At 61.3% G+C, this 22,943-nt stretch carries 19 protein-coding genes; 8 read left to right on the top strand and 11 right to left on the bottom strand.

The genetic code is table 11. The annotated features are described in order from the left end of the window. Positions 1-42 precede the first annotated feature (42 nt). The 6 genes from METLW4_RS0103135 to METLW4_RS23755 form a co-directional block, all read right to left on the bottom strand. Positions 43-291 carry a transposase gene (locus tag METLW4_RS0103135; RefSeq protein WP_018264751.1) on the bottom strand — a complete coding sequence of 83 codons (249 nt, stop codon included), beginning with the start codon at positions 289-291 and terminating at the stop codon, positions 43-45. A 179-nt stretch (positions 292-470) separates the two neighbouring features. Beyond that, positions 471-977: an IS5/IS1182 family transposase gene (locus METLW4_RS23770; RefSeq protein ID WP_018264750.1), complete on the bottom strand. Its 507-nt coding sequence runs from the start codon at positions 975-977 to the stop codon at positions 471-473. A 45-nt stretch (positions 978-1,022) separates the two neighbouring features. Further along, entirely contained in the window at positions 1,023-1,859 is an 837-nt protein-coding gene (locus tag METLW4_RS23765) for an IS5 family transposase (RefSeq protein ID WP_444849021.1), read from the bottom strand. 88 nt (positions 1,860-1,947) lie between these two features. Next, the gene (locus METLW4_RS26875; protein ID WP_083919189.1) at positions 1,948-3,318 is read right to left on the bottom strand and encodes a WcaI family glycosyltransferase; all 1,371 of its coding nucleotides are present in this window, start codon (positions 3,316-3,318) and stop codon (positions 1,948-1,950) included. A 258-nt stretch (positions 3,319-3,576) separates the two neighbouring features. Next, positions 3,577-4,134 (bottom strand): transcription termination/antitermination protein NusG, encoded by a 558-nt coding sequence (gene nusG, locus METLW4_RS26870; protein ID WP_157234828.1) that lies wholly within the window; start codon positions 4,132-4,134, stop codon positions 3,577-3,579. Positions 4,135-4,786: 652 nt separating this feature from the next. Next, positions 4,787-5,470, bottom strand: coding sequence for a transglutaminase-like cysteine peptidase (locus tag METLW4_RS23755; protein WP_083919187.1), 684 nt, complete (start codon positions 5,468-5,470; stop codon positions 4,787-4,789). Between the two features lie 318 nt (positions 5,471-5,788). On the opposite strand from METLW4_RS23755, the gene METLW4_RS28860 reads away from it, so the two are divergent. From METLW4_RS28860 to METLW4_RS23750, 5 genes are all read left to right on the top strand, one after another. After that, on the top strand, positions 5,789-6,592 hold the full coding sequence (locus METLW4_RS28860) for an ISAs1 family transposase (RefSeq protein WP_083919186.1): 804 nt from the start codon (positions 5,789-5,791) through the stop codon (positions 6,590-6,592). 66 nt (positions 6,593-6,658) lie between these two features. After that, the gene (locus tag METLW4_RS0103100; protein WP_018264744.1) at positions 6,659-7,519 is read left to right on the top strand and encodes a tyrosine-type recombinase/integrase; all 861 of its coding nucleotides are present in this window, start codon (positions 6,659-6,661) and stop codon (positions 7,517-7,519) included. 9 nt (positions 7,520-7,528) lie between these two features. Next, the gene (locus METLW4_RS0103095) at positions 7,529-8,722 is read left to right on the top strand and encodes an IS91 family transposase (RefSeq protein WP_018264743.1); all 1,194 of its coding nucleotides are present in this window, start codon (positions 7,529-7,531) and stop codon (positions 8,720-8,722) included. Positions 8,723-10,236: 1,514 nt separating this feature from the next. Further along, positions 10,237-10,887 (top strand): hypothetical protein, encoded by a 651-nt coding sequence (locus METLW4_RS0103090; RefSeq protein ID WP_157234824.1) that lies wholly within the window; start codon positions 10,237-10,239, stop codon positions 10,885-10,887. Positions 10,888-10,982: 95 nt separating this feature from the next. Further along, positions 10,983-12,908, top strand: a complete 1,926-nt coding sequence (locus METLW4_RS23750; RefSeq protein WP_018264741.1) for an AAA family ATPase — start codon at positions 10,983-10,985, stop codon at positions 12,906-12,908. A 527-nt stretch (positions 12,909-13,435) separates the two neighbouring features. Here METLW4_RS23750 and METLW4_RS23745 read toward each other — a convergent pair. The 4 genes from METLW4_RS23745 to METLW4_RS0103060 all read right to left on the bottom strand — a co-directional run bounded on the left by METLW4_RS23745 (position 13,436) and on the right by METLW4_RS0103060 (position 18,101). Continuing rightward, the gene (locus tag METLW4_RS23745; RefSeq protein WP_083919185.1) at positions 13,436-15,967 is read right to left on the bottom strand and encodes a TonB-dependent siderophore receptor; all 2,532 of its coding nucleotides are present in this window, start codon (positions 15,965-15,967) and stop codon (positions 13,436-13,438) included. A gap of 129 nt (positions 15,968-16,096) precedes the next feature. Then, a complete protein-coding gene (locus METLW4_RS0103070) occupies positions 16,097-17,023 on the bottom strand; it encodes a FecR family protein (RefSeq protein ID WP_157234822.1) in 927 nt (308 codons plus the stop codon). A 95-nt stretch (positions 17,024-17,118) separates the two neighbouring features. After that, positions 17,119-17,619: an RNA polymerase sigma factor gene (locus tag METLW4_RS0103065; protein WP_018264736.1), complete on the bottom strand. Its 501-nt coding sequence runs from the start codon at positions 17,617-17,619 to the stop codon at positions 17,119-17,121. An 80-nt stretch (positions 17,620-17,699) separates the two neighbouring features. Then, on the bottom strand, positions 17,700-18,101 hold the full coding sequence (locus METLW4_RS0103060; protein WP_043331664.1) for a hypothetical protein: 402 nt from the start codon (positions 18,099-18,101) through the stop codon (positions 17,700-17,702). 564 nt (positions 18,102-18,665) lie between these two features. Between METLW4_RS0103060 and fcl the strand changes: the two genes are divergently transcribed. Both fcl and METLW4_RS0103050 read left to right on the top strand, forming a co-directional pair. Continuing rightward, positions 18,666-19,628 (top strand): GDP-L-fucose synthase, encoded by a 963-nt coding sequence (gene fcl, locus METLW4_RS0103055; protein WP_018264734.1) that lies wholly within the window; start codon positions 18,666-18,668, stop codon positions 19,626-19,628. A gap of 234 nt (positions 19,629-19,862) precedes the next feature. After that, positions 19,863-20,123, top strand: coding sequence for a DUF2164 domain-containing protein (locus tag METLW4_RS0103050; protein WP_018264733.1), 261 nt, complete (start codon positions 19,863-19,865; stop codon positions 20,121-20,123). A gap of 36 nt (positions 20,124-20,159) precedes the next feature. On the opposite strand, the gene METLW4_RS0103045 is transcribed toward METLW4_RS0103050, so the two are convergent. Continuing rightward, the gene (locus METLW4_RS0103045) at positions 20,160-20,735 is read right to left on the bottom strand and encodes a hypothetical protein (RefSeq protein ID WP_018264732.1); all 576 of its coding nucleotides are present in this window, start codon (positions 20,733-20,735) and stop codon (positions 20,160-20,162) included. A gap of 451 nt (positions 20,736-21,186) precedes the next feature. Here METLW4_RS0103045 and METLW4_RS0103040 point away from each other — a divergent pair, with 451 nt between their 5' ends. After that, positions 21,187-22,794 carry an OprO/OprP family phosphate-selective porin gene (locus METLW4_RS0103040; RefSeq protein WP_018264731.1) on the top strand — a complete coding sequence of 536 codons (1,608 nt, stop codon included), beginning with the start codon at positions 21,187-21,189 and terminating at the stop codon, positions 22,792-22,794. Positions 22,795-22,943: the final 149 nt, after the last annotated feature.

Raw genomic sequence — 22,943 nt, 5'->3', positions numbered from 1 at the left:
GCTTCGCCTGATAGGCGATCTTGTCGTCGATCTTCTTGTCGTTCAACGCCTTGCGTGGCTCGGCGCTATCATATGCCTCGTGTCGCCGTAATAGGCCTCTTCATTGCCCTGGATCATCGCCTCGCCGCGCTGGCTGTCGTGCAGATCGGCGCTCGTCATCGCCACTCGGCGCGCGATGCCGCTTTCTTCGTCGACCGCCAGATGCGCCTTGTAGCCGAAGTAGTTCTCGCCGTTCTTCTTGGTGAAAGTCGCGTCCGGGTCGCGCGGATTGACCTGCCCCTCGTCGTGCACGGCTGTCCGGGGAAAACTTGGGTACAATGTAAGCGAGTCTTTTTGGTCTGCTTCTCAACCAAAGATTGGCCCCGACGTTGTCTATGCGGCGGCTGTTTCGTGAAAACACGGACGAAAGAGGCTGGAAGAACGGTCCGAAGGCAGATTTCGCAATCTGCGCGAGTCCTCAACCAACCTCTTTACAACCGAAAAACCTTCCCCGGACAGCCGTGCTCGTCGTGGGGCGGCTGCTTCACGGCGGCCGCGATGATAGTGGCGTCGACCAGCGCGCCGCGCTTCACGATCAGCCCGCGCGCGTCAAGTTGTCGATTGACGTCGGCAAGTAGTTTCTCGTCGAGGCCGAGCTTGGCGAACTGCTGTCGAAACCGCCAGATCGATGAATGGTCCGGCGTCTCCTCGTCCAGCGCCCCCCCGCAAAAGCGCCGAAACGACAGGCGATCGCGCACAGCCCCCTCGGCGGCGGGGTCGGACAGCCCATGCCACTGCTGCAACAGCACGATCTTGAACATGGTCAGTGGCGGATAGGCCGGCGCGCCGTCGCTCGAAGAATGCAGCGGACGCAAAATAACGTCGAACGCGCTCCACTCGAACGTCTTGGCGATATCTTCTAGAAACCCACCAGGACGAGAATAGGCTTTCACGAATGCGTCGGCGAGCGAAGGTTGGCTGAAGTTGCGGCGTGACATCGGTGACTCACATCCCTCGGACGCCTCAGAGTCGGTCCGTGAACTTCATGCCTGATTACAAAGCCTTCTGAGCATGAGGCGGATGGAAGCGAGGTGAAGAAACGCCAGCGCCTTGCGATTGAGGTTTTCGAAGTCCTTGGCCAGCCTTCGGCAGCGACCGAGCCAAGAAAAGGTTCTTTCGACGACCCATCGGCGAGGCAGCGCCTCGAAACCTTTGGCCGCATCCGAGCGCTTGACGATCTCGGTGTCGACAAACGGCAGGGCCTTCTTCTGTGCGTCACGGAACCGCGGGCCCTGATAGCCGCCGTCGGCAAACAGCTTTTGTAGAAATGGGAATTTTCCAAACATCGTGCGCAGGACGAGAACGCCGCCATCGCGATCCTGAATGTCGGCCGGATGAACGAGCGCGTGAAGCAGCAAGCCTATCGTATCGACGAGAATGTGCCGCTTCTTGCCCTTGATCTTTTTTCCTGCATCGTAGCCATGCGGATCGATGCAATGCCCCCTTTTTCTGCGCTCTTCACGCTTTGACTGTCGATGACCGCGGCGGTTGGGCTGGTCTCGCGCCCTGCCGCTTCGCGACACTTCACGTAAAGAGCATGATGGATGCGATCGAGCGTTCCGTCGTATGTCCAAAGATCGAAATAGCCATGGACCGTGCTCTTGGGCGACAAATCCTTGGGGATCGCGCGCCATTGGCAGCCGGTCGAGAACATACATCAAGCCGTTCACGATCGAGCGCATGTCGACCGTGCGCTTTCCGCCGCCCCGTTTCGCCGGTGGGATCAGCGGTCCGATGAGCGCCCATTCCGCGTCCGTCACGTCGCTCGGGTAGCGCAATTTGCTACGATCGTAGCGCGCGCGATTTTCATTCGTCCACATCGGCGGTCTCCGCGAGAATCAGGCCGCCTCCATTGAATCACAAGCGATTCATCCGATTCAACTTGTCTTCGGACCGACACTCAGAGAATCACGGGTTCGCCAGTTTTGCAAAGCGTTCCCCTTTGTTTTGGGAGGCGTTCGTTTGCCCGACCAGCAGCCTCTCAAAATTGGGAAGGAGCCGCGCTGAGCTCAGTGTCTCCGCCACGGCGAGCCCTCGAGCAATATTTGCGGAAAAGTCGCGTGAATGAGCCGACAAAATCGACTGCGCTAGGCCCTCATCGTCGCCAGGTGCAGACAATATGGCGACACCTTGTAGAATATTGAAGATTTCCGTGCCGGGCGCCGCGGTCGCCGCGATCAACCGGGCACTCGCGAGCATTCCACCGAGCTTTGAAGGTAACACAAGATCCGCCGCCCCTGGGAGTTGCGGGAGCACATGTAGATCTGCCATTGCCAATAGTTCGCTCAATTGATCATTTGGCTGGAGCGGCAAATAAGCAACATTTTCGATATCAGCAAATTCCTGCTTTAGCTCTCCAAGCATTGGTCCGTCGCCGACAATAATAAAGTGAATTGCTTGACGTACAGCAAGACGACGGGCGGCCTTCAGAACAACGTCTAACCCTTGCTTGACGCCAACATGTCCTGCATATAGGACAATAAAATCTTGGTCTGAAAAGCCGAAAAACCTCCTGAAGGCGTTTAAATCCCTTGGAAGGGGACAAATCATGTCTAGATTAACCCAATTTCTGATTACGATTACGTTTGCGGATCGAAGGCCCTTGATCAATAAAGCTTCACGCATCTTCTCAGAGATAGTGACAATTTGATCGAAGGAATCCAACAATCGCCGTTCAAGATGGTTGGCTATCTTTCGAATGCCTGCGCCGCTGAGATGTCCGACTTCGAATGCTGCATCGACTTCGAGGTCCTGTACATGCAAGACGCTGCGCGCTCTCACAAGCTTTGCAGCGATCAGAGCAATCGGTACAGAAAATAAAGTTGGTTCGACACACAAGATCACATCGGGCCGAAATCGAAAAACTCGCCATGTGACGATCGGGGCCGCTGCGACAGCAAAACTGAGTGGCGCAAGTAGTCGCCAAAATCCGTGCGCTCCCGCTTTCATCACCATTGGACATCGCGTTATTTGGATCGGGCCGAAAGCCTCACGTTTGTAGACCCAAGAACGATAGGGAGACCGCACCACCCACCCCGGATAATGCGGCGGGGCTGTGACAACCTCCACATTGTGCCCCTGCGCCGCCAGAAATTGGCACAACTCTGTCGTGTACTTCGCGCACCCGATGAGTTCGGGAGCAAAATTTATAGCGTGTACTAAAATTTTTTGCCTGCGCTGATCCGTGTTCGTCTTAGGTTTGTTCACAGGAGCGCGAGCCTTCTGCCGCCAGTCAAGGACGAGGATGTTTATCTTTGATAAAATGCTGATACTTAACATCCATCAACCTTAAAAACATTAGTTTCATTCCGTCACAAATTTGCGGCGCTTAAGCAAGAAAATCAGGATCCCACTTATATAAGCACATATTCATGCTACCGCCCTTCGGGTGGCTCAGTGATAAGCCCCCGTTCTATTGGCCTGCCTGCGCCGCTTACCCCGATCGGAGCAGGAATGTTTGCCGTCATGAACTGAAATGCTGCATTTCGGTTCATCAAAAGCCGCTCTATGGATGCACTGGAACACCCGAGAGCTTTTTTACGAAGCTGGCTCGACCCAATCTCGTGCAACGCTGACTCGTATAGCCCCGCTCATGATGTTCAGCAATACTGCTACGCGCTCCGTTGACGACAGCCGGTCGAGAATTCCGAGCGATTGTGCAAAAGGTCCGGCAACCAACCGCACCCGCTGCCCCACTTCGAAATTCTCAACGAATCGTAACTGTCCAGCCCCATCGCTCGACATGATCAACGTTTCGACGACACCAACAGGAGCAGGCAGCGGCCGCTCAAGGGCCATTACCAGACTTGAGATGCCGCGTGTGCCGTTGACGCTTCGCCACCGATCTCGATCCAGGTCAAGCTCCACGAAAATGTATCGCGGAAAGATCGGCGCATTCACGGTCCGGAGGCGCCTCGCATGGCGCACGGTCTTGAGTCGACGTGGTAAAAAATTGCGAAACCCCTGATGCTCCAGGGCAGCCTGAGCTCTCTCTTCCTGATGCGGTAGTGTATGTGCGAGATACCAGCGCTGCCCGCTTGCGAGTCGTACCTCTCGATCGCAGAACTCGGCCTGACCAGTGAACGAACCATGCACGCATATGACTCCGCTGTTGCAATTCCAACCATCTTCGAGATCAACTCAGGTCATTCAATAACTACACCCCGCCCTCTCATAAGCACAAAATCTCAGTCGCGGCATGTGGAAGGCCTGAGTAATTGCTAGTCCAGTCGGCCGCTTTCGCGCCGGCATCCTGATCCCCCAAATCCCAATATTCCGCCCTTTCGTGAGCCGCTTTCTCCAATGACCACCTGCAACCGACGGAGCGCCACACTCCGTTGCACTCAACCATTTGTTTAAACTAAAATAATCCAACGACCATGATTACGCAAATCGAATCCATCCAGACGCGACGAAATTGCTCGGCAGGCATTGCCCATTGATGTGGCGCCCTCGTTCGTGGCTTATCGCCAGATCAGAATGGCGTTCCCCGCGGACACTGGTTCATCCAGTTCCTGACCCGAGATGATCGGCGCTTTCTCAACAGCCTTCACCGGCTGGACGACATGGGCGAACTCCAAGTGCATCACCATAGACATGGCCTTGAATCGTAGCATAATAGCCCCTGCGACTTGGCCCAGCGGCATCTCAATGTTCGCCATAGAGGGCGCGGGCAACGATGCTACGCGTTTCCGCTTCAAAGCCAAGATCGGGCAGGCAGTCGCAGATAGAATTTCGAAATGATCGTTTAGCCAATTCGGAACTCGAAAGGCGACTGACCGGAAGCGAAGAACGGCAAGGGCTTTACCGCAGGCCTATGCCCAGTGCTGCGAATAGCCTGAACCCAACGCCGCGGATTGTCATTCGACTGACGTGACACCCATTCATATTCAGTGTCGAACCACGGACGAATGGTGGCACGCAGATTGTCGAGGACGAGATCGCCCTGACTGGTACGGACCAGCAGAACGAGATGTCCTTGTCCGCTTGCTGTCCTGACAACAGCGAGAAGCAAGGCCTGAGGTGAAAATCCCATTTCAACCAGCATATGCCGCTTCGTCACCGCGTAATCATTGCAATCGCCATTCGTAGGCGCGATGCGCCAACCGCCGGAGGCCGAATAGGCCACGGTCTTGCGCTGAGCTTCGATCGAAGCGTTAACCTCGGCATTCACTCCTGCAAGCGCCGACGCTGTGGCGGCGGTCAATTCGATCTCGCCGGTGCCGCCCGCATCGATCGTGCATTCGTCTGGATTCCTCATGCAGAAGCGGACGTGTTCGAACGGCGCCAGGACCGGACCTCCTTCACCCAGTCGAATATCGGAGTAGCTACCACCGAGATGACGCGAAAACCCCAGTGGTACTGCAATCGCGTGGGAAGCGAAGCCAGCGAGCACGGCCGACAACACGATAGAATGTAAAGTATTTGACATGACATGAACTCCGAATGTTTGCCTCGGAGCTTGTTCTAAACCACATATATTTTAGGACCGTGGATATCTACAAGAAGTTTTTAATCGCAATCTATGTCACTGCTTATGAGAAAATTAATCAAGGGAGCCGAGATTGCGGCTGAGTAGCTGGGCCATTTAGCTTCGTCCTCAGCAAAGGTTGCGTTCAAAGGACCAGAGCACATGCCTGAAGTCGCAGTCCTGCGCACCTGCCCCGCCCCCAGGGCTGTTCAACGCTCTGTGCTTCAGGCTGATCAGTGCACGATTTTTCACTTTTCAGTCAAGTAAGTGTCTAAATCTATGGGGAGTAACCCGAATCGGAGGTTGCCCCGTGACGACGATCGATCTTGCATCCTGCCTTGCCGCCATCCCCGATCGGCGACGCGCCGAAGGAAGATTTACAACCAAGTCGGCGTCATCCTGTTCTCGATCCTCGCCATGCTGAGCGGCGCTCGGTCGTATCGGCAAATTCACGCTCTGATCCGCGCCAGGCTTTCCTTGCTCAACTCGGCGTTTCCGGACACGGCGCTGCATCGGGTGCCGGCCTACACCTCTGTGCGCGGCATCCTGCGGCAGCTCGATCCGAACGAGCTCGAGAAATCGTTCCGTCGTCATGCGGAAAGCCTCGACAGCTCCTGCGCGGACGCCCCGTCCCGCTTCATCGCCATCGACGGAAAGACCCTCCGGCAGAGCTTCGACGCTTTCGCCGATCGCAAAGCGGCGCATGTGCTCAGCGCCTTCGGCGTCAACCATCAGATCATTCTCGCGCAATGTCGTCATCGACGAGAAATCGAACGAGATAACCGCCGCGCAGGCGCTGGTCGCCGCCACGGGCTTGAAAGAGCGCGTCTTCACGCTCGACGCCATGCACTTCCAAAAAAACCTTCGAGATCGCCAAAGCGACCGGCAATGATCTCATCGTGCAAGTCAAAGGTAATCAGCCGAGCCTGCTGCAACACTGCGAACACGTCGCCGCAACAGCGGCTCCAATCGCCACGGCCGACAGCCGGAATCTGGCGCGGAATCGTCAGGAGGACCGGCGCGTCGAGGTCTACGTGCGGATTGAACGAACCCGCTACGCGGGAGGAGCGGCGAGGCTGCTGAAGTGAAGCCTCCTGTCTGAGAGGATGTGATCGCCAGATCAAACCCCTCTCAGGACAGGAGCCCCAGATGGCCACAATCAGCCCTCTGCGCCAGCGCATGATCGAGGACATGACGGTCCGTAATCTCTCGCAGGCGACACAGCAATCATACATCTATGCGGTCGCGCGGTTCAGCCGCCATTTCAATTCTTCCCCAGATCGCCTTGGCGCTGAGGAGGTACGCGCCTACCAATTGCACCTCGTCGCAACGAAGCATTCCTGGGGGCACATCAACCAGGTCACATGCGCACTACGGTTCTTCTATGGCGTCACCCTTGGACAGAAAGAAGCGATCGAGCGGATCGTCTTCGGCCGTGAACCCGAGAAGCTGCCCGCTGTCTTGAATGCGGAAGAAGTCGTGCGCTTTCTGGAAGCGGTCGAGGGGTTTCGTAACCGGGTCGCGCTGACCACCGCATACGCCGCGGGTTTGCGGGTCAGGGAAGTGACGTGTCTGAAGGTCGACGCGATCGACAGCACGCGGATGTTGATCCATGTGGAGATGGGCAAAGGCGGCAAAGAACGATACGCCATGTTGTCGTTGCGTCTCCTCGACATTTTGCGGGCCTATTGGCGGCAGGCTCGGCCGAGCCTTTGGCTTTTTCCGGGTCAGGAGCCAGGCTCTCATGTCAGCACCGGCGCCTTGCAAGACGCCTGCCGCAGGGCGCGGAAACAAGCCGGGATCAGCAAGCCCGTCACCGCCCACACGCTGCGGCATAGTTTCGTCACCCATCTCCTCGAGGCCGGCGTCGACATCCGCGTCATTCAGGCGCTGCTCGGTCATTCCGACCTTTCTTCGACCAGCCGCTATGCGCAAGTCGCGACGAATCTGATCGCCGGAACGCCGAGCCCCTTCGATCGACTTTCATGCCGGGTCGTCCCGCTCGAATGAGCGGCGCGCATGCGCCCGAGGATCGAGGTGGCGGATATTTTCCGCCTTCATGGCGCCGCGTTCCGCGCCGCGCAGGGTGATCGGCTGTCTATCGACCAGCGCCGTGCGATGGCCGCTATCGAAACGTGCCGGACGGCGGCGCTCGGCGGACATGCCGAGCGATGCGAGGACTGCGGAGACATTCGCGTCTCTTATAATAGCTGCCGCAATAGACATTGTCCCAAGTGCCAAGGGCTGGCGCGCGCGCAGTGGCTCGCCGATCGTCGCGCCGAGCTCCTGCCGGTTCCATATTTCCACGTCGTTTTCACCGTGCCTGCGCCGATCGCTGTGATCGCTCTCCAGAACAAGGCGCTCGTCTACGATATCCTGTTCAAGGCGGCCGCGGAGACGATCCACGTCATCGGCGCCGACCCGAGACACCTCGGCGCGGAGACCGGCATGATCGCCGTCCTGCACACCTGGGGGCAGACGCTCACACATCATCCACATGTCCATTGCATCGTGCCGGGCGGCGGCCTCGGGCCGGATGGGCGCTGGATCGCTTGCCGACCCGGCTTCTTCCTGCCCGTGCATGTTCTATCGCGGCTTTATCGTCGCTTGTTTCTCGAGCGCCTGACAGCAGCATTCGACGCCGGCGATTTGAAGTTCTTCGGCGACCTCGCGGCACTGCACGAGCCGACTGCGTTCGCGCGATATCTCGCTCCGTTGCGCGACATCGAATGGGTCGTCTATGCCAAGCGCCCGTTCGGCGGCGCGCGACAGGTCCTCGACTATCTCGGCCGCTACACGCATCGTGTCGCCATCGCCAATGGCCGGCTGCTGGCCTGCGACGACGGCGTCGTGCGCTTTCGGTGGAAAGATTATCGCGCCAACGACAAATCCAAGGCGATGACTCTCGACGCCGACGAGTTCATGCGTCGCTTCCTCATGCACGTCTTGCCCAAGGGCTTTCGGCGCATTCGTCATTTCGGCTTTCTCGCCAACGCCCGTCGCGCCCAGAAACTCGCGCATATCCGCGTCGCTCTCGATATTGCCGATCCGCCGCCGAGCGTCGAACCTGCCGATTATCGCGAGCGCTACGCCATGCTCACCGGCGAGAGGATCGACATCTGCCCCTGTTGCGGCGGCCGCATGGTCGATCTCGGCCCATGGCCGCGTCCTTCGACGCCACGCCACTCGCCGCCTAAATGCGACACCTCATGAAGCCAATGGATCGCCGCCCGTTCTTGCTCGCCGACTTCGACGGACACACTCCCGCGCCGAACGGGAGCGATCGACCCGGCTCGCTTTTCGCCGCCGCCATCCATAGATCGCGAGCGCAGCGCCGATCGCAGATCCGGGCGAAGCTGCGGCGCCATCGAGCGTCGGCGCCCTTTCGGCCGTCCGCTGCTCGATCGTCGCGGCTGTTCCCATCTCCATTGGCTCCGTCGAGATCCCGCCTGCCGCATCGAGCGCCCATAGATCGTGGCTAACGCCACCGCGGCTTCGTTCAATCCGGCTTCAAATAGGTTCCGCGGTCGAGCAGCTGCATGACTCGTGACGCGGAACCTATTTGAACCCTCAAGTATTCAAGTATTCAAGTATTAGTATTCCGACGAAGCCGGCCATGCATTCCAATATGAAGCCGGCCACCTGTTCCGATCCGAAGCCGGCCAGCGTTCCGATTTGATGTCGGCCACCGGCGTCGTGCGTGCGCAGATCGACAGCTCGTCAGCTACCAGATCAATCGACAACTCTCTGGGTGGAACCTGCCTCCACTGGTGATGCACGCCTTCGGAGCGCACTGAGAAATCCGGGCTAGCAGGAACCGCGCTGAAATCAGACCTGCTTCGATCGAGCGAGAACGGACGAAGGGAGAGGATCTCGGGTCAACCATCGCAGGTCGACCCTAAGCAGCCGACCGGCAAGACCTTCGAACCCCGATCGTATTGGCAAATTCCGGGCGGGCTCGTGTTCGGTACATCGAAGCCGGATGGCACGCCGTGCGAGCTAATGGACCGTCGAGGTGAGCGGTCAGAGAAAATTCTCAACCATCTTGTCCGAAAGATTTTCCGCAAAATCGCGTAATCGAGAGAGTTTCGTCCGTGTGGCGACTGCGGAGAACGACGAACAGAATGTCTGAATCGGTCGTTTACTATGATCGATCGAACCGCCTTGACCAAAACACGCGGGCTCGAAATGCTTCACATCGTTCGCTCGTGTGATCGAGCGAGCGGCCGTCGCAGGGAGCGCCAACTCCCAAACGACGGCCTGACCACATTGATCATGAGAGGATCAAACATGGCTATCATCGTCACTATCATGCCGCCGTCCCCGGCGGAATCCCCACGCGCCGCGAGCTTGCGCGCGTCCCCTAGCCCGTTCCAGGCCCGAAAGCATCGCGCCGGCTGATCGCCTGCGCCTGCCCTTTGAACCTGAACATCGACGCCGATTGTCGCTGGCGCTTGGCGCCGCCTCGGCGAGCTAGGGGAGTTTTTGTTTTGAATATCAAAACTATGACGCGCCTCCGTCCGGTTGAGCCGGCTCCGGAAGTCTTCAAGTTCAAAATCGTCGGCCTCGGAAATGACGGCCCCACGGCCGTTATGTGCGATCGATCCGACCTGTCGACGCTCTGCCGCAGGCTGCCGCTGCGGACGGCGGCGTTCTATATGCTGATCGGCTCGCATGCGACGACGCCCATTTTGCGACCCGGCGAAACCTGTGACGTTGAAGGACGCATGCGCACGCATCGGCACGACCCCCATCTGAACTGGTTCGATCGAGCGCTGATCGTCTATGGCGCAGGAATCGACAAGTCGCGCGCGCTCGCTCTTCAATATTTTGCGCATGAGCGCCTGTTGAAGCTCGGACGCTGTCGCCTCGGCTCCGGCGCCGACGCCGAGTCGCCGACGCGCTCCGTGCTGACGAAATCCCGCCTCCTCTATGAGCAAATGCGCCTGCTGGTCGGCGCACTCGGCGAGGATTGGTTCGAGGATCACGACGTCACGCGTCACGAGGAAGACGACGATCCGATGGCGCCCTATGAGGCGCCCGAGGGCGCCGAACGCATCGCCGTCTTCGAGAAGGGCGCCTTGCGTGCGGCGGCCGCCCTCGTCGATGACGAGTGGATTCTGCTCGCGGGCTCGGAAATCCGCGACAGGACGCAGCCGTCGGCGCGACGCTCCGACGTTACGACTCGGGCGAAGCTGCTGCGCTCCGGCCTGCTGAAGCCGTCGCCTGATCGTCCCGGCGCGATGGTGCTGCTCTGCGACCTGCGCGTTACCTCTCTCGACGCGGCGGGGAAATTCATCGTCGGCAACCGATCGTCGCTCACGCGTTTCTGGCGCGACGTGGGTGAAGAATCCCCGAGCCGCCTCCCCCTGTTCTGACGCAGCGCGCGGGCGTCCGTCGCTATCGGCGCCCGCGCTCCCACTCCCTCGCGAAATCAGCGCGCCTGCAAAGGGCGCGATCGAAGGAATATGCCATGAGCAGGAACAAGCTCGCCGCCACGCTCCGATCGGCGCAGACCGACGACGGCGACTCCTATGATGCGGAAAACGATCGCTTCGAAAATCTGCTGGACGGTCGGCCGTCGACCGCGGATGTGCTGGCCACGGCCTGCCTCGACGCGGCATTGACACCGCGGCTGCGAAAGCGCATCCGACGCGGCGACACATTCACGCTCATTATAAAAGCGCCGGGCGCCGATTGGATCGCGCCCCTCGCAGGCGCGGCAAGGCGGCTCGTCACGGATGCGGAGATTTTCACCGATGGCGGCGGCTCCAAACATGCGAAGCGGCCGCACTCGGCCGGCGCCGACATCGCCGAGGCGCTGTCCGAAGGACACTGCGCGATCGGCGTCTCGCAGGAGCCGGAGCGATATCTGCCCGCCACGCTTCTGACCGTCGCCGATACGCGTCTCGCCGTCGCGCCGCCGGATGGCGCCGTGTTGCGGCGGGTCTTTCGCAGCCTGCGCGGCCGGCGTCTGCGCGGACGCATTCCGCTCGGCGTCGCCGACACGCTGAGCTTTTCGGAAATCGTCGCCGCCTTCCGGCCGGATGTCGGCGCCGCACAATTTCTGGAAAACCTCGCCTCCTTCGCTGCGGCGAAGGCGCGCGCCGGCGCGGTGGACGATACGCCTAGCCTGGCGGAGCTCCCCGGCTATGAGGGACCGGCGCGCGACTGGGCGCTCGGCCTCGTCGCGGATGTCGCGGCCTGGCGCGCGAAAAGCCTGCCGTGGCGCAGCATCGCCGCTTCCGTCGTGCTCAGCGGACCGCCCGGAACCGGCAAGACGCTGCTCGCGCGGGCCATTGCCAGAACCCTCGATATGCCGATCGTGTCGACTTCCTGTGGCGCATGGTTCACCATGCGCGACGGCAATCTCGGCGACGTCATTCAGGCTGCTCAGGCGGCCTTTGACGCCGCCCGCGCGCAGCGTCCGACCCTGCTGTTCATCGATGAGTTGGACGGAATTCCCGATCGCCGCAATCTGTCGTCGCGCGGGCGCGACTGGTGGCAGCCGATCGTCAATTTCTTGCTGACGCTCCTCGACGGCGCGGCGACGCCGCGCGAGGGGATTATCGTCATCGGGGCGACCAATCACCCCCAATCTCTCGATCCGGCGCTCATCCGGCCCGGACGCTTCGACCGCATCATCACTCTGGCGCCGCCGGACGCCGCCGCGCTCGGGCGCGTGCTGCGCTATCATCTCGGCGCGGCGCTGGCCGACGCCGATCTCGAGGCCGTCGCTCGCCTCGCGCCGGGCTCCACTCCCGCCGACGCCGCCGGCTGGGCCAAGGTGGCGACGAGCCGCGCTCGCGTCGCCGGACGTGTGCTCGAGATCGACGATCTCCTCGCCGTCGTCGCGCCCGAGGACGACCGGTCACCGGAGGATATGCGCATCGCCGCCGTCCACGAGGCAGGGCATGTCGTCGCCCATTTGGCCGTCGGCCATGAGATCGCGCAGGCGTCGCTGATCGGGCGCGGCGAATCCGGCGGCCGCACGATCGCGCATGCGCCGACAACCGCGCCGAGGCGGCGGGACATAGACAATGTCGCTCTCGCCGTGCTGGCCGGGCGCGCCGCCGAGCAGGAATTGCTCGGCGAGGCGTCTACCGGCGCCGTCGGCGATCTCGCCCAGGCGACGCGGCTGCTCACCGAGGCGCGGGCGCGGCAAGGGCTCGGCGACAGCCTCCTCCACCGCGGCGAGCCGATCGAGACGCTGCTGGCGAGCGACGGCGCTCTCCGCGCCGCCGTGGAGCAGGACCTCGCCCGCGTCTATGACCGCGCGCTCGATCTCATTCGCGAGCGGCGGGATGCCGTGCTCGTGATCGCCGACCGATTGCAGGAGAGGCGATGCCTCACCGGAGCGGAGGCGACGGCGGCCGTCTCGCGCCCGAATGGACCGTGATCATGTTGGCGCCTCGAGAGGTCGTGGGACGACCTCCGCCCCTCCTTTCTCGTCCGGCGAAAAGCGGGGCGCCCTGTGCTTGCGGGGCGCCACACATGGGTGTTACACAGCGAAAAGAGTGCAAAGAGACTTTGGGCATTTTCAGAAGGTTGCGAACCGGCTGCGGCTTAGCTCAGAATCCTCCCGCCCCGGCCTGAAACGCCGCAAATCGTCCGCTCGAAAATCGAGAGTTCGCGCCGATCGAGCGAAATCTCATAGAGGAGGAGTTGGAAAAGCCCAGCCTTTCCTTTCACCAGAAGGCGAAGGCGCGCCGAACGCCAATTCGAGCCACATCGCCGCCGAGGGAGCAAAGGCGGCCTGCGATTTCCTCTCGGCGATCGCCGCGCATCTGTTGCAGGCGACAGCGCCGCCCCCGCGCTGCGGTAGCGCAGCGTTCGTAGGACAAATCGGCGCCGCGGATCGCAGATCCGAATGCGAACGCCGCGCCTCATCGGCGCGGCGGCGCTTCTTACCGTGATCGCAAGCGATCACAATTCGCCGCGCAACGTCACCATGAAGTTCCGCGGATCGCCCGGCGTGTTGTAGGTGTTGGCGCCGCCGACGCGCGTGTAATATTTCTGGTCGGTGATATTGTTGATATTCACCTGCAAGCTCAGATTTTCGTTGATCTTATAGGACGCCATCGCATTGAGAACGGCATAGGCCGACGCATGGCGCGCTTCGTTCAGCGAGTTCACCGAGCCGGAGAGGCCGCTCTGCGCGACGACGCCGGCGCCGACGGTCAGGCCTTGCAGAAAACCGTCGAAGTCGTATTTGCCCCAGATCTTGAACAAATGGGTCGGATACCACGAATTGATCGAACGGCCCGGATTGTTCTTATCGACGAGAAAAGCTGTCTTCATGTAGGTGTAGCCGCCGACGATATCGAGCCCGGGCAGCGAGCGCGCGACGAGAGGAACCTCATAGTCGGCGAAGGGCTTGCCCGAGAACTCGACCTCGACGCCGGTCGACTCCGCCAGTCCCGCCTGGAGATAATAGCCTGGATTGCCCGAATCCGCGAAAGAGCGGTTTCTATCGCGAATCTCGAACCAGGCCGCGGACGCATTCAGCTTCTTGTCGAGGAACTCGCCTTTGACGCCGGCCTCCCATTGTCCGCCCACGCGCGGATCTAGCGTCGTGCCGTCGGCTCTCTGCTGAGTCTGGGGAAGGAATATATCGGTATAGCTGCCGTAGAGATTGATCTCGTCGGTCAGGCGGAAGATACCAGCGGCATAGGGTGTGAAGCGATGATTGGATTTCGCGCCATAGGACCAATTCGCAGGCATGCTCGGAAAGGCCACGCGATTTTTCGCGAAATAATTGGTGAGCCTGCCGCCGAGCACGAAAGTCAAAGGATCGATCGGCGTGAGGCGAAGCTGGCTGTAGGCGCCGTGTTGCAGCGTCTGGTTCTGGCCGCCGACCGTGTAGGGATTGGTATTCGGACCGACATAGTTCGGCCAGAACACCGGGACATTATTCACGGTCGTGATCGGCGCGCCTTTGTACTCATAGGTGAAGCGATCGTAATTATAGCCCAGCGTCAATGTGTTCTTGATCGGCAGCAGGGGCAGCGTGCCGGAGAGATAGGAGTCGAGACCGGTTCGATGATAATAATAGATGTAATGGCGGCGAGCATATTGCGATGACCAGTTGGACGGATTGACGCCGGCGTAGGGAAAAGCGTCGTTGAATTCGAATGCGATATCGCGACGATTGACGTTGACCTTGGCGACCCAGTCGTCGCCGAACCGATGCTCGAGGCGGACGTTCTTGTCTTCGGTGTCCCATTTGTATTGGGTCCAATCGGGATAGGGATTCCATGAGCGTGGCACGTTCAAGAAATAAGGGCTCGTGTTGCCGAAATAGGAAATCGCCGCAACAGACTGCCCGCTATAGGCGGGGTCGCTGGTCCGTTGGCGTGTATAGGCGACATTCACCAGCGTGTTCGGCGTGATGTCGTATTCGAGAGAGCCATAGCCGAGCCATTTGTTCTCGGGCTGCGACGGCGTGAAGAAGAAGTGCTTGTCCTGATGCAGCACGAGCGCGCGATAGCGCAATGTCCGCTCTTCGTTGATCGGCCCGGTGACGTCGATCATGCCGCGATAATTGTCCCACGAGCCGGCGTTGAATTCCGTTCGCAGCTTGAATTCATCCTGTGGCCGCTTGCGGACGACATTGACGATTCCGCCGGGGTTTCCCGAGCCGGAGAGCAAGCCCGCGGGACCTTTGAGGACTTCGAGGCGGTCGTAGACGGCGAGATCGAGCTGCTGATAGCCGACCAGGCCGCTATAGGTCGGAACGCCGTCATAGGCGACGTCGAGCGCATAGCCGCGCGACGCCGGCTGTCCTTGCGTCACATCATTGGAGATGGCGGAGACGCCCGGTATCCAGAACATTGCGTCCTGAACCGTGTTGAGCTGCATGTCGTTGATCTGCGCGCGCGTCATCACCGAGACAGACTGCGGCACCTCCTTGCGCGGCAGCGGAACCTTGCCGGCGACGGTCACGAGCGGCGTCGTATAGGAGCCCGTGCCTTCCGTTATGGCGCCGCGATCGGCGCTATAGGCTTTCTTATCGTCGCGCTTTTCAGCGCCGATATCGATCCGCGGCAGCGCCTCCACGCCGCCCGCGTCGCTGCGCACGCCCGTGTCGTTCTGCGCCAATATGATCGACACGGCTTTCGCGTCTGGACCGCCGAAGCGATAGGTCAGCCCGGTGCCATCGAGAAGACGATCCAATCCATCGCGCACAGAGAAGGCGCCGGAAAGTCCGGTCGTCCGCAAGCTGCGCGTCACATGCGCTTCATAGAGAAGATGGAGTCTATTCTTCACGGCGAAGGCGTTGAGCGCCGTCGCCACCGATCCGGCCGGTATGTCATAGACCATGACGACGCCGCTGCGCTCTTGCGGCGAGAGGGACGCCTCGGCCGGCGTTCCTCCCATCGCAAAGGCGCCGAACGCCATCGCCGCAACCGTCGAGCCCATAGCCGCACCCTCGTAACGCAGACCTCTTTTCGCCATCGCCGCTTTCCGTCGAATTGGATTCTCGGACGCGAGACGGCGTCCGTGACCAACTCGACGCCCTCGCGTCGAATTCGGAATGTCCAATGCGAAAAAAATTGCGTGGGAAGATGTGGCCGGCGCCGCCCGTCATTCCGTGAGCAGAATGAGATAATCGGTCAGATGGATCGAATGCAGCCCGAGGAAATATTCGATCTCGCGCAGAGAGGTGAGCGGCTCCGCGGTCGAGAAGACGCCGCTCACACGCCGCGCGCAGGTCGACGCGCGCAGGCAGAAGACATAGCCATGGCGATGACGGCCGAGCGTCGCCAGAGCCTCGCCGAGCGGCCTGTCTTCCACGATCAGCGCGCCGTGTCGCCAGGCGGCGATCGTTTCCGCGGCGGCGCTCGCCGGAGGCCGCGCGGCGGCGTTCGCCTCGTAGAATGTCTGCTGCCGCTCCTCGACGATAACGCGCGCGCCGCCGCTGGCGACAGCGACCGAATGCTCGCCGACCGCCACGCGCGCGCCGCCTTCCTCGGTGAGCGCGACGTCGAAGGCGGTGCCGAGCGCCGTCACCTCGCCGCCCGCCGCCTCGACGACAAAGGGACGCGCGGGATCGGGCGCGACCTCGAACCATGCCTCCCCGGACAGCAGGCGCACGCGCCGGCGCCCGGCTTCAAAACGGACCTCTATCGCCGAGCCGCCATCGAGCTCTACACGCGAGCCATCGGCGAGGGTCGCTGTTCGGCGCTCCCCGACGCCCGTCGCAAAGTCCGACCGCCAGACCTGGGCGAGATCGCCGAGGAAGAAGAGAAAGGCCAAGCAAGCGGCGGCCGATAATCCCGCCGTCGCCACTCGTCGCGACGCCGCGCCCCGAGAGCGAGACCGGCGCGCCGGGCGCAGCGCGCGCGCCTCCTCGAACATTCCGGCGACATCGGCATAGGCGCGGCGATGGGCCGGATCGGCTGCGAGCCAGGCGTCGAAGGCCGCGCGATCCTGGTCGAGGTCGCCCGCCTTCTCCCTGATCCACCAGTCGATCGCCGCCGCATGGGCGGCGTCGCCCTCCCCCATTCGCATCGCACCGTCGCTCCCTGCATGCGGATCGCCCTCCGCGTCCGCCGAATACGACGCGCCAATAGGGGAAAAGGGAAGGTCGCGCGGCGAAAAATCTTTCATCCCAGCGCAGCCCAGCAGCGCTGCATGGCGATGCTCATATGCTGGCGCACCATGCGCTCGGTGACGCCGAGGCGCAGGGCGATCTCGCGAAAGGAGAGGTCCTCGAAGGCGCAGAGCTCGAAGACCTCGCGACATCGGGGCGGCAGCGCCTCGATCGCCTCGCGGAGGCGGCGCGCCCGGCGCTCATAGTCGACGATCTCGTCCTGCCGCGCCTCGCTGCTCGGCCGCTCGCCGAGGAACTGATCGAAGGCGAGATATTTGTGCTCCGTCCGCCGACGCCGGGCCAGGTCGCGCGTGAGATTGGCGGCGATCTGCTGGAGGAAGGCCGGCGGATCGGCGACATCGTCGAGGCGCTCGTGCCGCAGCGCGCGCACGAACGTCTCCTGAAGCAGATCGGACGCGTCTTCCGCGCCGACGCGACGCGTCAGATAGGCCGTCAGCGCGCGTCTGTTGCGCTCGAACAGGTCGCGAATGAAACGAGTTTTCTTTTCCGACATTCGCCGGCGCCCGCGACGATCGCGACGTGCGCTGTGCGCACGTCGAGACCGGAGGTGAAAAACCAGGGTGAAAGGGTCGATCAGCCGATCGACGGGGGCGCGCGGGAGGACGAATAGCTCGGACGGCCAATGAGCGCGCGGGCTTGCTCACGATCGACCGACGAAACTCGCCCCGAGTCCAAGCGCGGCGCGAGCGCCGTAAAGAACATGGCGAGAAATGCGAGGGACGCCGAATCTCGAGGACAAGCGCAGAGCGCGCAATGCGAATGCTGGCTGCCGTGCTTCACGGGCGCGCCATCGTCGCCGCGAGCGTCGCATAGCGGAGCGCCGTCCCCGTTGATCGACAGGCCGTATGACGAGAAGGCCGCGGTCCATCCGTGGCTCGGCGCCATAAAGGGAAGCGAGACGAGCGCCAGCCATGCGCCGAGCAGCGCGGCGAGAGCGGTCCGCAGCCTGATGAATTGCGCCGGTGACGAAGCCATGACGCCATAGGAGACAGGCGAAAGCGCAAGCGTCAAGAAGGAATTGCGCCGGAGGGCGCGCGGAATGCAAAAGCCGCCTTCCCGCGCCCGACCTGTCTATGTCGACAATGGCGCGACACGCTCGCCAAAAACGTCACGTCAGCCAAAATGGCGGCGGTGGATTTGTCTCCACGGGGATCCCTGACGCGCTCGGTTACGATCGGCAATGCGGCGAATAATGTCTACAGCAACGGCGGTGGAGTCTTCTTCAGTTTCGGCGACGATGTCGTCGGCGTCGGCTCCGTGACGCTGGCGACGCCCGCTCTGCGGCGATCGTCAGGTAGAGCCGACATCGTGAGAAGGTTCTGAGAAATGCAGCGCCGATGTCTTCGGCATCGGTCTAAATATCAGCCAGCCCAACCAGTTCTTCGAACCGCGATAGCCCCTCAGCAACCCGCGTTTACCATCGAAGGCCCGCGCAGGGCATAAATCTAAATATTTTGTTGCGCATTGCAAAAAATAAGTCCTAATTACCGCTCAGGCCTCGCAATGCGGGGCCAAAGCATTGTCTCGAGAAGTGGTATTATGTCCATGAGCACTCGTCGTATTTGGGTCGCCGGTCATAGAGGCATGGTCGGTTCGGCCGTCACACGTTATCTCGAGGCGCGAGGCGACAAAGTATTGAAAGCCGATCGCTCGGTCGTCGACCTCCGCAATCAGATCGCCGTCGAAGTCTGGCTGAAACAAAATCGGCCCGACGCCATCATCTTCGCCGCGGCGAAAGTCGGCGGCATCTATGCGAACGACACTTATCCCGCCGATTTCATCTACGACAATCTGGCGATCGAGACGAATATCATTCATTCGGCCCACGCCGCGGATGTCGACCGTCTCGTCTTTCTCGGGTCTTCCTGCATTTATCCGAAATTCGCGCCTCAGCCCATCCGCGAGGACTCGCTGCTCACCGGCCCTCTCGAGCCGACCAATGAGTGGTACGCGATCGCAAAAATCGCCGGCATCAAGCTCTGTCAAGCCTACCGCAAGCAATATGGCCGACGTTACATCTCTGTGATGCCCTGCAATCTCTATGGGCCGAACGATAATTTCGATCTCCAGACGAGCCATGTGCTGCCCGCGCTCATTCGCAAATTCCATGAAGCGAAGGAGTCGAGGAAGCCGGAGGTCGTCGTATGGGGAACCGGGACGCCGCTTCGCGAATTCCTGCATGTCGACGACCTCGCGCGCGGCGTCGTCTTCTGCCTCGACAATTACGACGGCTATGAGCACATCAATTGCGGCGCAGGTTCGGAGATCACGATCCGCGAGCTCGCGGAAACCGTGCAGAGAGCAGTCGGATTTTCCGGCGAGCTCGTGTTCGACACGTCGAAGCCGGATGGCACGCCCCGCAAGCTGATGGACTCGGGCCGCATTCGAGCGCTCGGATGGGAGCCTGAAATCTCGCTGGACGATGGAATTGCCGGCTCCTATCGCTGGTTCCTCGAGAATAAAAGCGTCTCTCCCGCGCGGGAACTCGCAACAGTCGCATAAGCTCGCTTGCGCGCGCGATTTCGATTGTCATCGCTGGAAATAGCGTCGAGCACGACGTCAAATTTTCATAGCGGCAGACACTGAGATCGATCGCCGCTATTTGTTCGAAGAGCGCAAAATTTCTGAGCTGACGGCGCGCCGCGCCCTTTCCTGGGCAAGTTGTTCTCCTCGGCCAGTTCGCAGGGCTTGCAGCGCGCTGATCGATGGCTAATCGCCTGCGACGAAAGGACCGCGATGCCGATCGATATACCGAAGGATTCTGCGAAGGAAGCGGTCTTGTCGCTTCAACGCTACTTCAAAGAGAATATGGACAATGAGATCGGCAATCTCGAAGCGGAAGGCCTGCTCCAATTCTTCGTGGAAGAGATCGGGCCGATTGTCTACAACAAGGCGGTCGAGGATGTGCAGCAAAGGCTACACGCCCGCATAGCCGAACTGGATGTCGAGATCCACGAGGAGGCGTTCGGCTATTGGCGGAAGCGCCGGCGTCGCTGATCGCGCGGACGCTTCCGAACGACAATCGCTCATTGCCTATGCGCAGGCGCGTATGCCGAGGCCGATCGCCTCGCGGCCGGACATGTCGGTGAAGGCCAGACTGTCCAGTGCCTGATGACGCCGTACCCAGGCTTGGATCGCCGGCGGATAGACGCTCATCATGATCGTGTTGCCGCCCCAGGACGTCTCCCCCTCGTTCGTCCGCGCCGAATGGAAGCGCAACGTCGCCTCCGGCGAGACACAGGCATGGCGCGCGCCGAGCTTCATCGTGCAGGCGGAGGCGCAGTAGCCGTCGATGGCGACGGTCCGCCGCGTCACATTCGCCGAGCGGACCTGCTCGTAATAGTCGAGGACATTGCCGCCGCGGTCATAGCTCGAATGATCGGCGCGCGGCGTGTAGCCGCCAGCGAGATCGGCGCGGCGGGAATAGCCGTGGCGGTTCGAGCTGACTCCCCGGCTCGAATAGCCATTGTCGAAGGAGCCGAACAGATCGGAGAAGAGATCGGCCTTGGCGGGCGCCGAGGCGAAGGCGGCGAAGCCGGCGAGGCCAATGATGGCGGCGCGCTTGGCGATGCGGGGAGCGACGAAGGCGCCGAGCGAAGCGGAGAACATGGGTCTGATCCTCTCTCTGGTCTGACGAGACGGCCCTGGTTGATCGGGCTCGGCCTCGTCGTTGAGGATCAGATTGACGGCGACGCTCTAACGGCCATTAAGCCGCGGTAATGCAACTCGAGCGGCATCCGCAAGGAAACGGAAACCATACGCCGGAGAGTCAAGCCAACATATTGAATATAATTCGATTATAAGATCATTTACCAAGCGCTCGCGAAGAATTCTCAACCATTTCGTCCGAAAGATTTTCCGCAAAATCGCGTAATCGAGAGGATTTCGCCGCCGCGACGAAGGCCGGCGAAAAACGATACGCGGCGATCGCTCCTTCCGCCGACCGACGCAAGGCTTGCACGAGCAAGTCATGATTAACTAGCGGTTCGGGCTGCTGGAGGAAATACGAATGTTCGGCAAAGGCGGGAGTCGTGCAGATCGAAAAGGCGTCGCAGGCGCAATGCTCATTGCGGCATTGGGCGGCCCCTCCCCGAGCCTCGCCGATACGGCGCGTGAGATCAAAGCTTTGAAAGCGGAGCTGAAACGTCTGGAGGCCCGGCTCGACGCCCAGTCCAGAGCAGGTCGCGCGACAAAGGAGCGCGGCGATTCGGCAAAGACTCCCCAGGCGGCTGCGGTCCCGCCGGCCGTTTTCGTCAGCTTCAAGAACGGCCTCTATGTCGAGAGCGAGGACAAGAGCTTCGATTTCAAGCTCGGCGGACGCATCCACACGGACGGCGGCTTCGCCAGCTCGGCGGATACGATAAGGCGCAGCAATGTTGGGTTCCGCCGCGCCGAGCTCGAGGTCACGGGACGCGCCTATGGCAATTGGATCTATCGCTTCCAATATGATTTCGCCACCACCGCCGGCGGCGTCGCCGGCATTCGCGACGCCTATATCGCCTATCGCGCGAGAGTCTTGCCCGAGTGGATCGTCGCGCAGCCGGCTTCCTTCCAGATCGGCAATTTCCATGAGCCATTCGGCCGCGAAACGCTGGATTCGGACAAGCACATCACCTTTCTAGAGCGCAGCCTGACGGCCAATCTCGGTCCTGCCCGCCACATTGGCGCCGCCGTCGGCGTCGGCGATGCGAGCTGGGCGCTCAAGGGCGGCATTTTCTCGACCAGCCCGCAGGATACGGCGACCGCCCCGCCCGTTGGAAATGCGCAATATTGGGACGCTTCGGCGCGCGCCGTCTATGCGCCGATCCACGAAGAGGATGCGCTGCTCCACCTCGGCGGCTCCTTCGTCTATCATCGTCCCAATGGAACGACCGCGGCCACCGACGCCACAAATCTGACGCCCGGCGCATCAGGCTTCGAGCGCGAGCTCACTGGAATTCTCGGCGCGGGCGGGGCGACGGTCCGCGTGCCGGCCGCGCAGGACCTCTCCTGCGCCGCATCGGCCGCGACGCTCAATGTCGCGACGACCGCCGCCGGCCAGCTGGTAGCCCCTTTCGTGCAGCGGCCGAGCTGCCTGAAATATTCCTATAATTATGGCTTCGAGGCCGCCGCCGCCTATGGTCCGGTCTCCGTCGAGGCGGAATATGTCGGCGCCCAATATCAGCGCGACGCAACGCTCGCCCTCCTCTACGCCAATGGCGGCGGCGCGCAGCTGCATTACAGCGCCTATCATGTCGCCGCATCTCTGTTCCTGACCGGGGAATCGCGCGCCGCATCTTATGAAGGCTATGACAAGAATTGGAGCGCGCCCGGCACGTTCGCCGATGTGAAGATCAAGAGCCCTCTGAGCAAGGGCGGCTATGGCGCCGTCGAGGTGGCGGCGCGCTATGAGGGGATCGACCTGAACAATGGGGGGCTCGTCCCTGCGAGCTTCGTCTATCTCGCGGCAGCCGCGGGCTCCGCTGCGCAAAAAGCCGTCGCCAATACGGCGACGCTCGGCGGCCGGCAGGAGAATCTCACGGTGGCGCTGAACTGGTATCCGGTTCGCGGCGTGCGCCTGCAGGCCAATTGGACGCACGCCATGACGCTGATCGCGCCCGCCGATCGCGCCTTTCTCAACGGCGATCATCCGAGCCTGTTTCTGGCGCGCGCGCAGGTCTTTTGGTGACGCTCGGAGACGCCGCAATCCGATCGCCCGGATTCGCGCCGGCGCGGATGCGCTCTGAGCAAACCGCTACCGCAGCGACGCGCGATCCGACGCACATGATGAAGCGGCGATTGTGGCGGAGCCAATGTGAAAAATGCGGGAGGCGCGAC

It is taken from the genome of Methylosinus sp. LW4, assembly GCF_000379125.1.
In the GTDB taxonomy this organism is placed as follows: domain Bacteria; phylum Pseudomonadota; class Alphaproteobacteria; order Rhizobiales; family Beijerinckiaceae; genus Methylosinus.
This window is presented reverse-complemented; position numbering and strand designations above follow the sequence as displayed.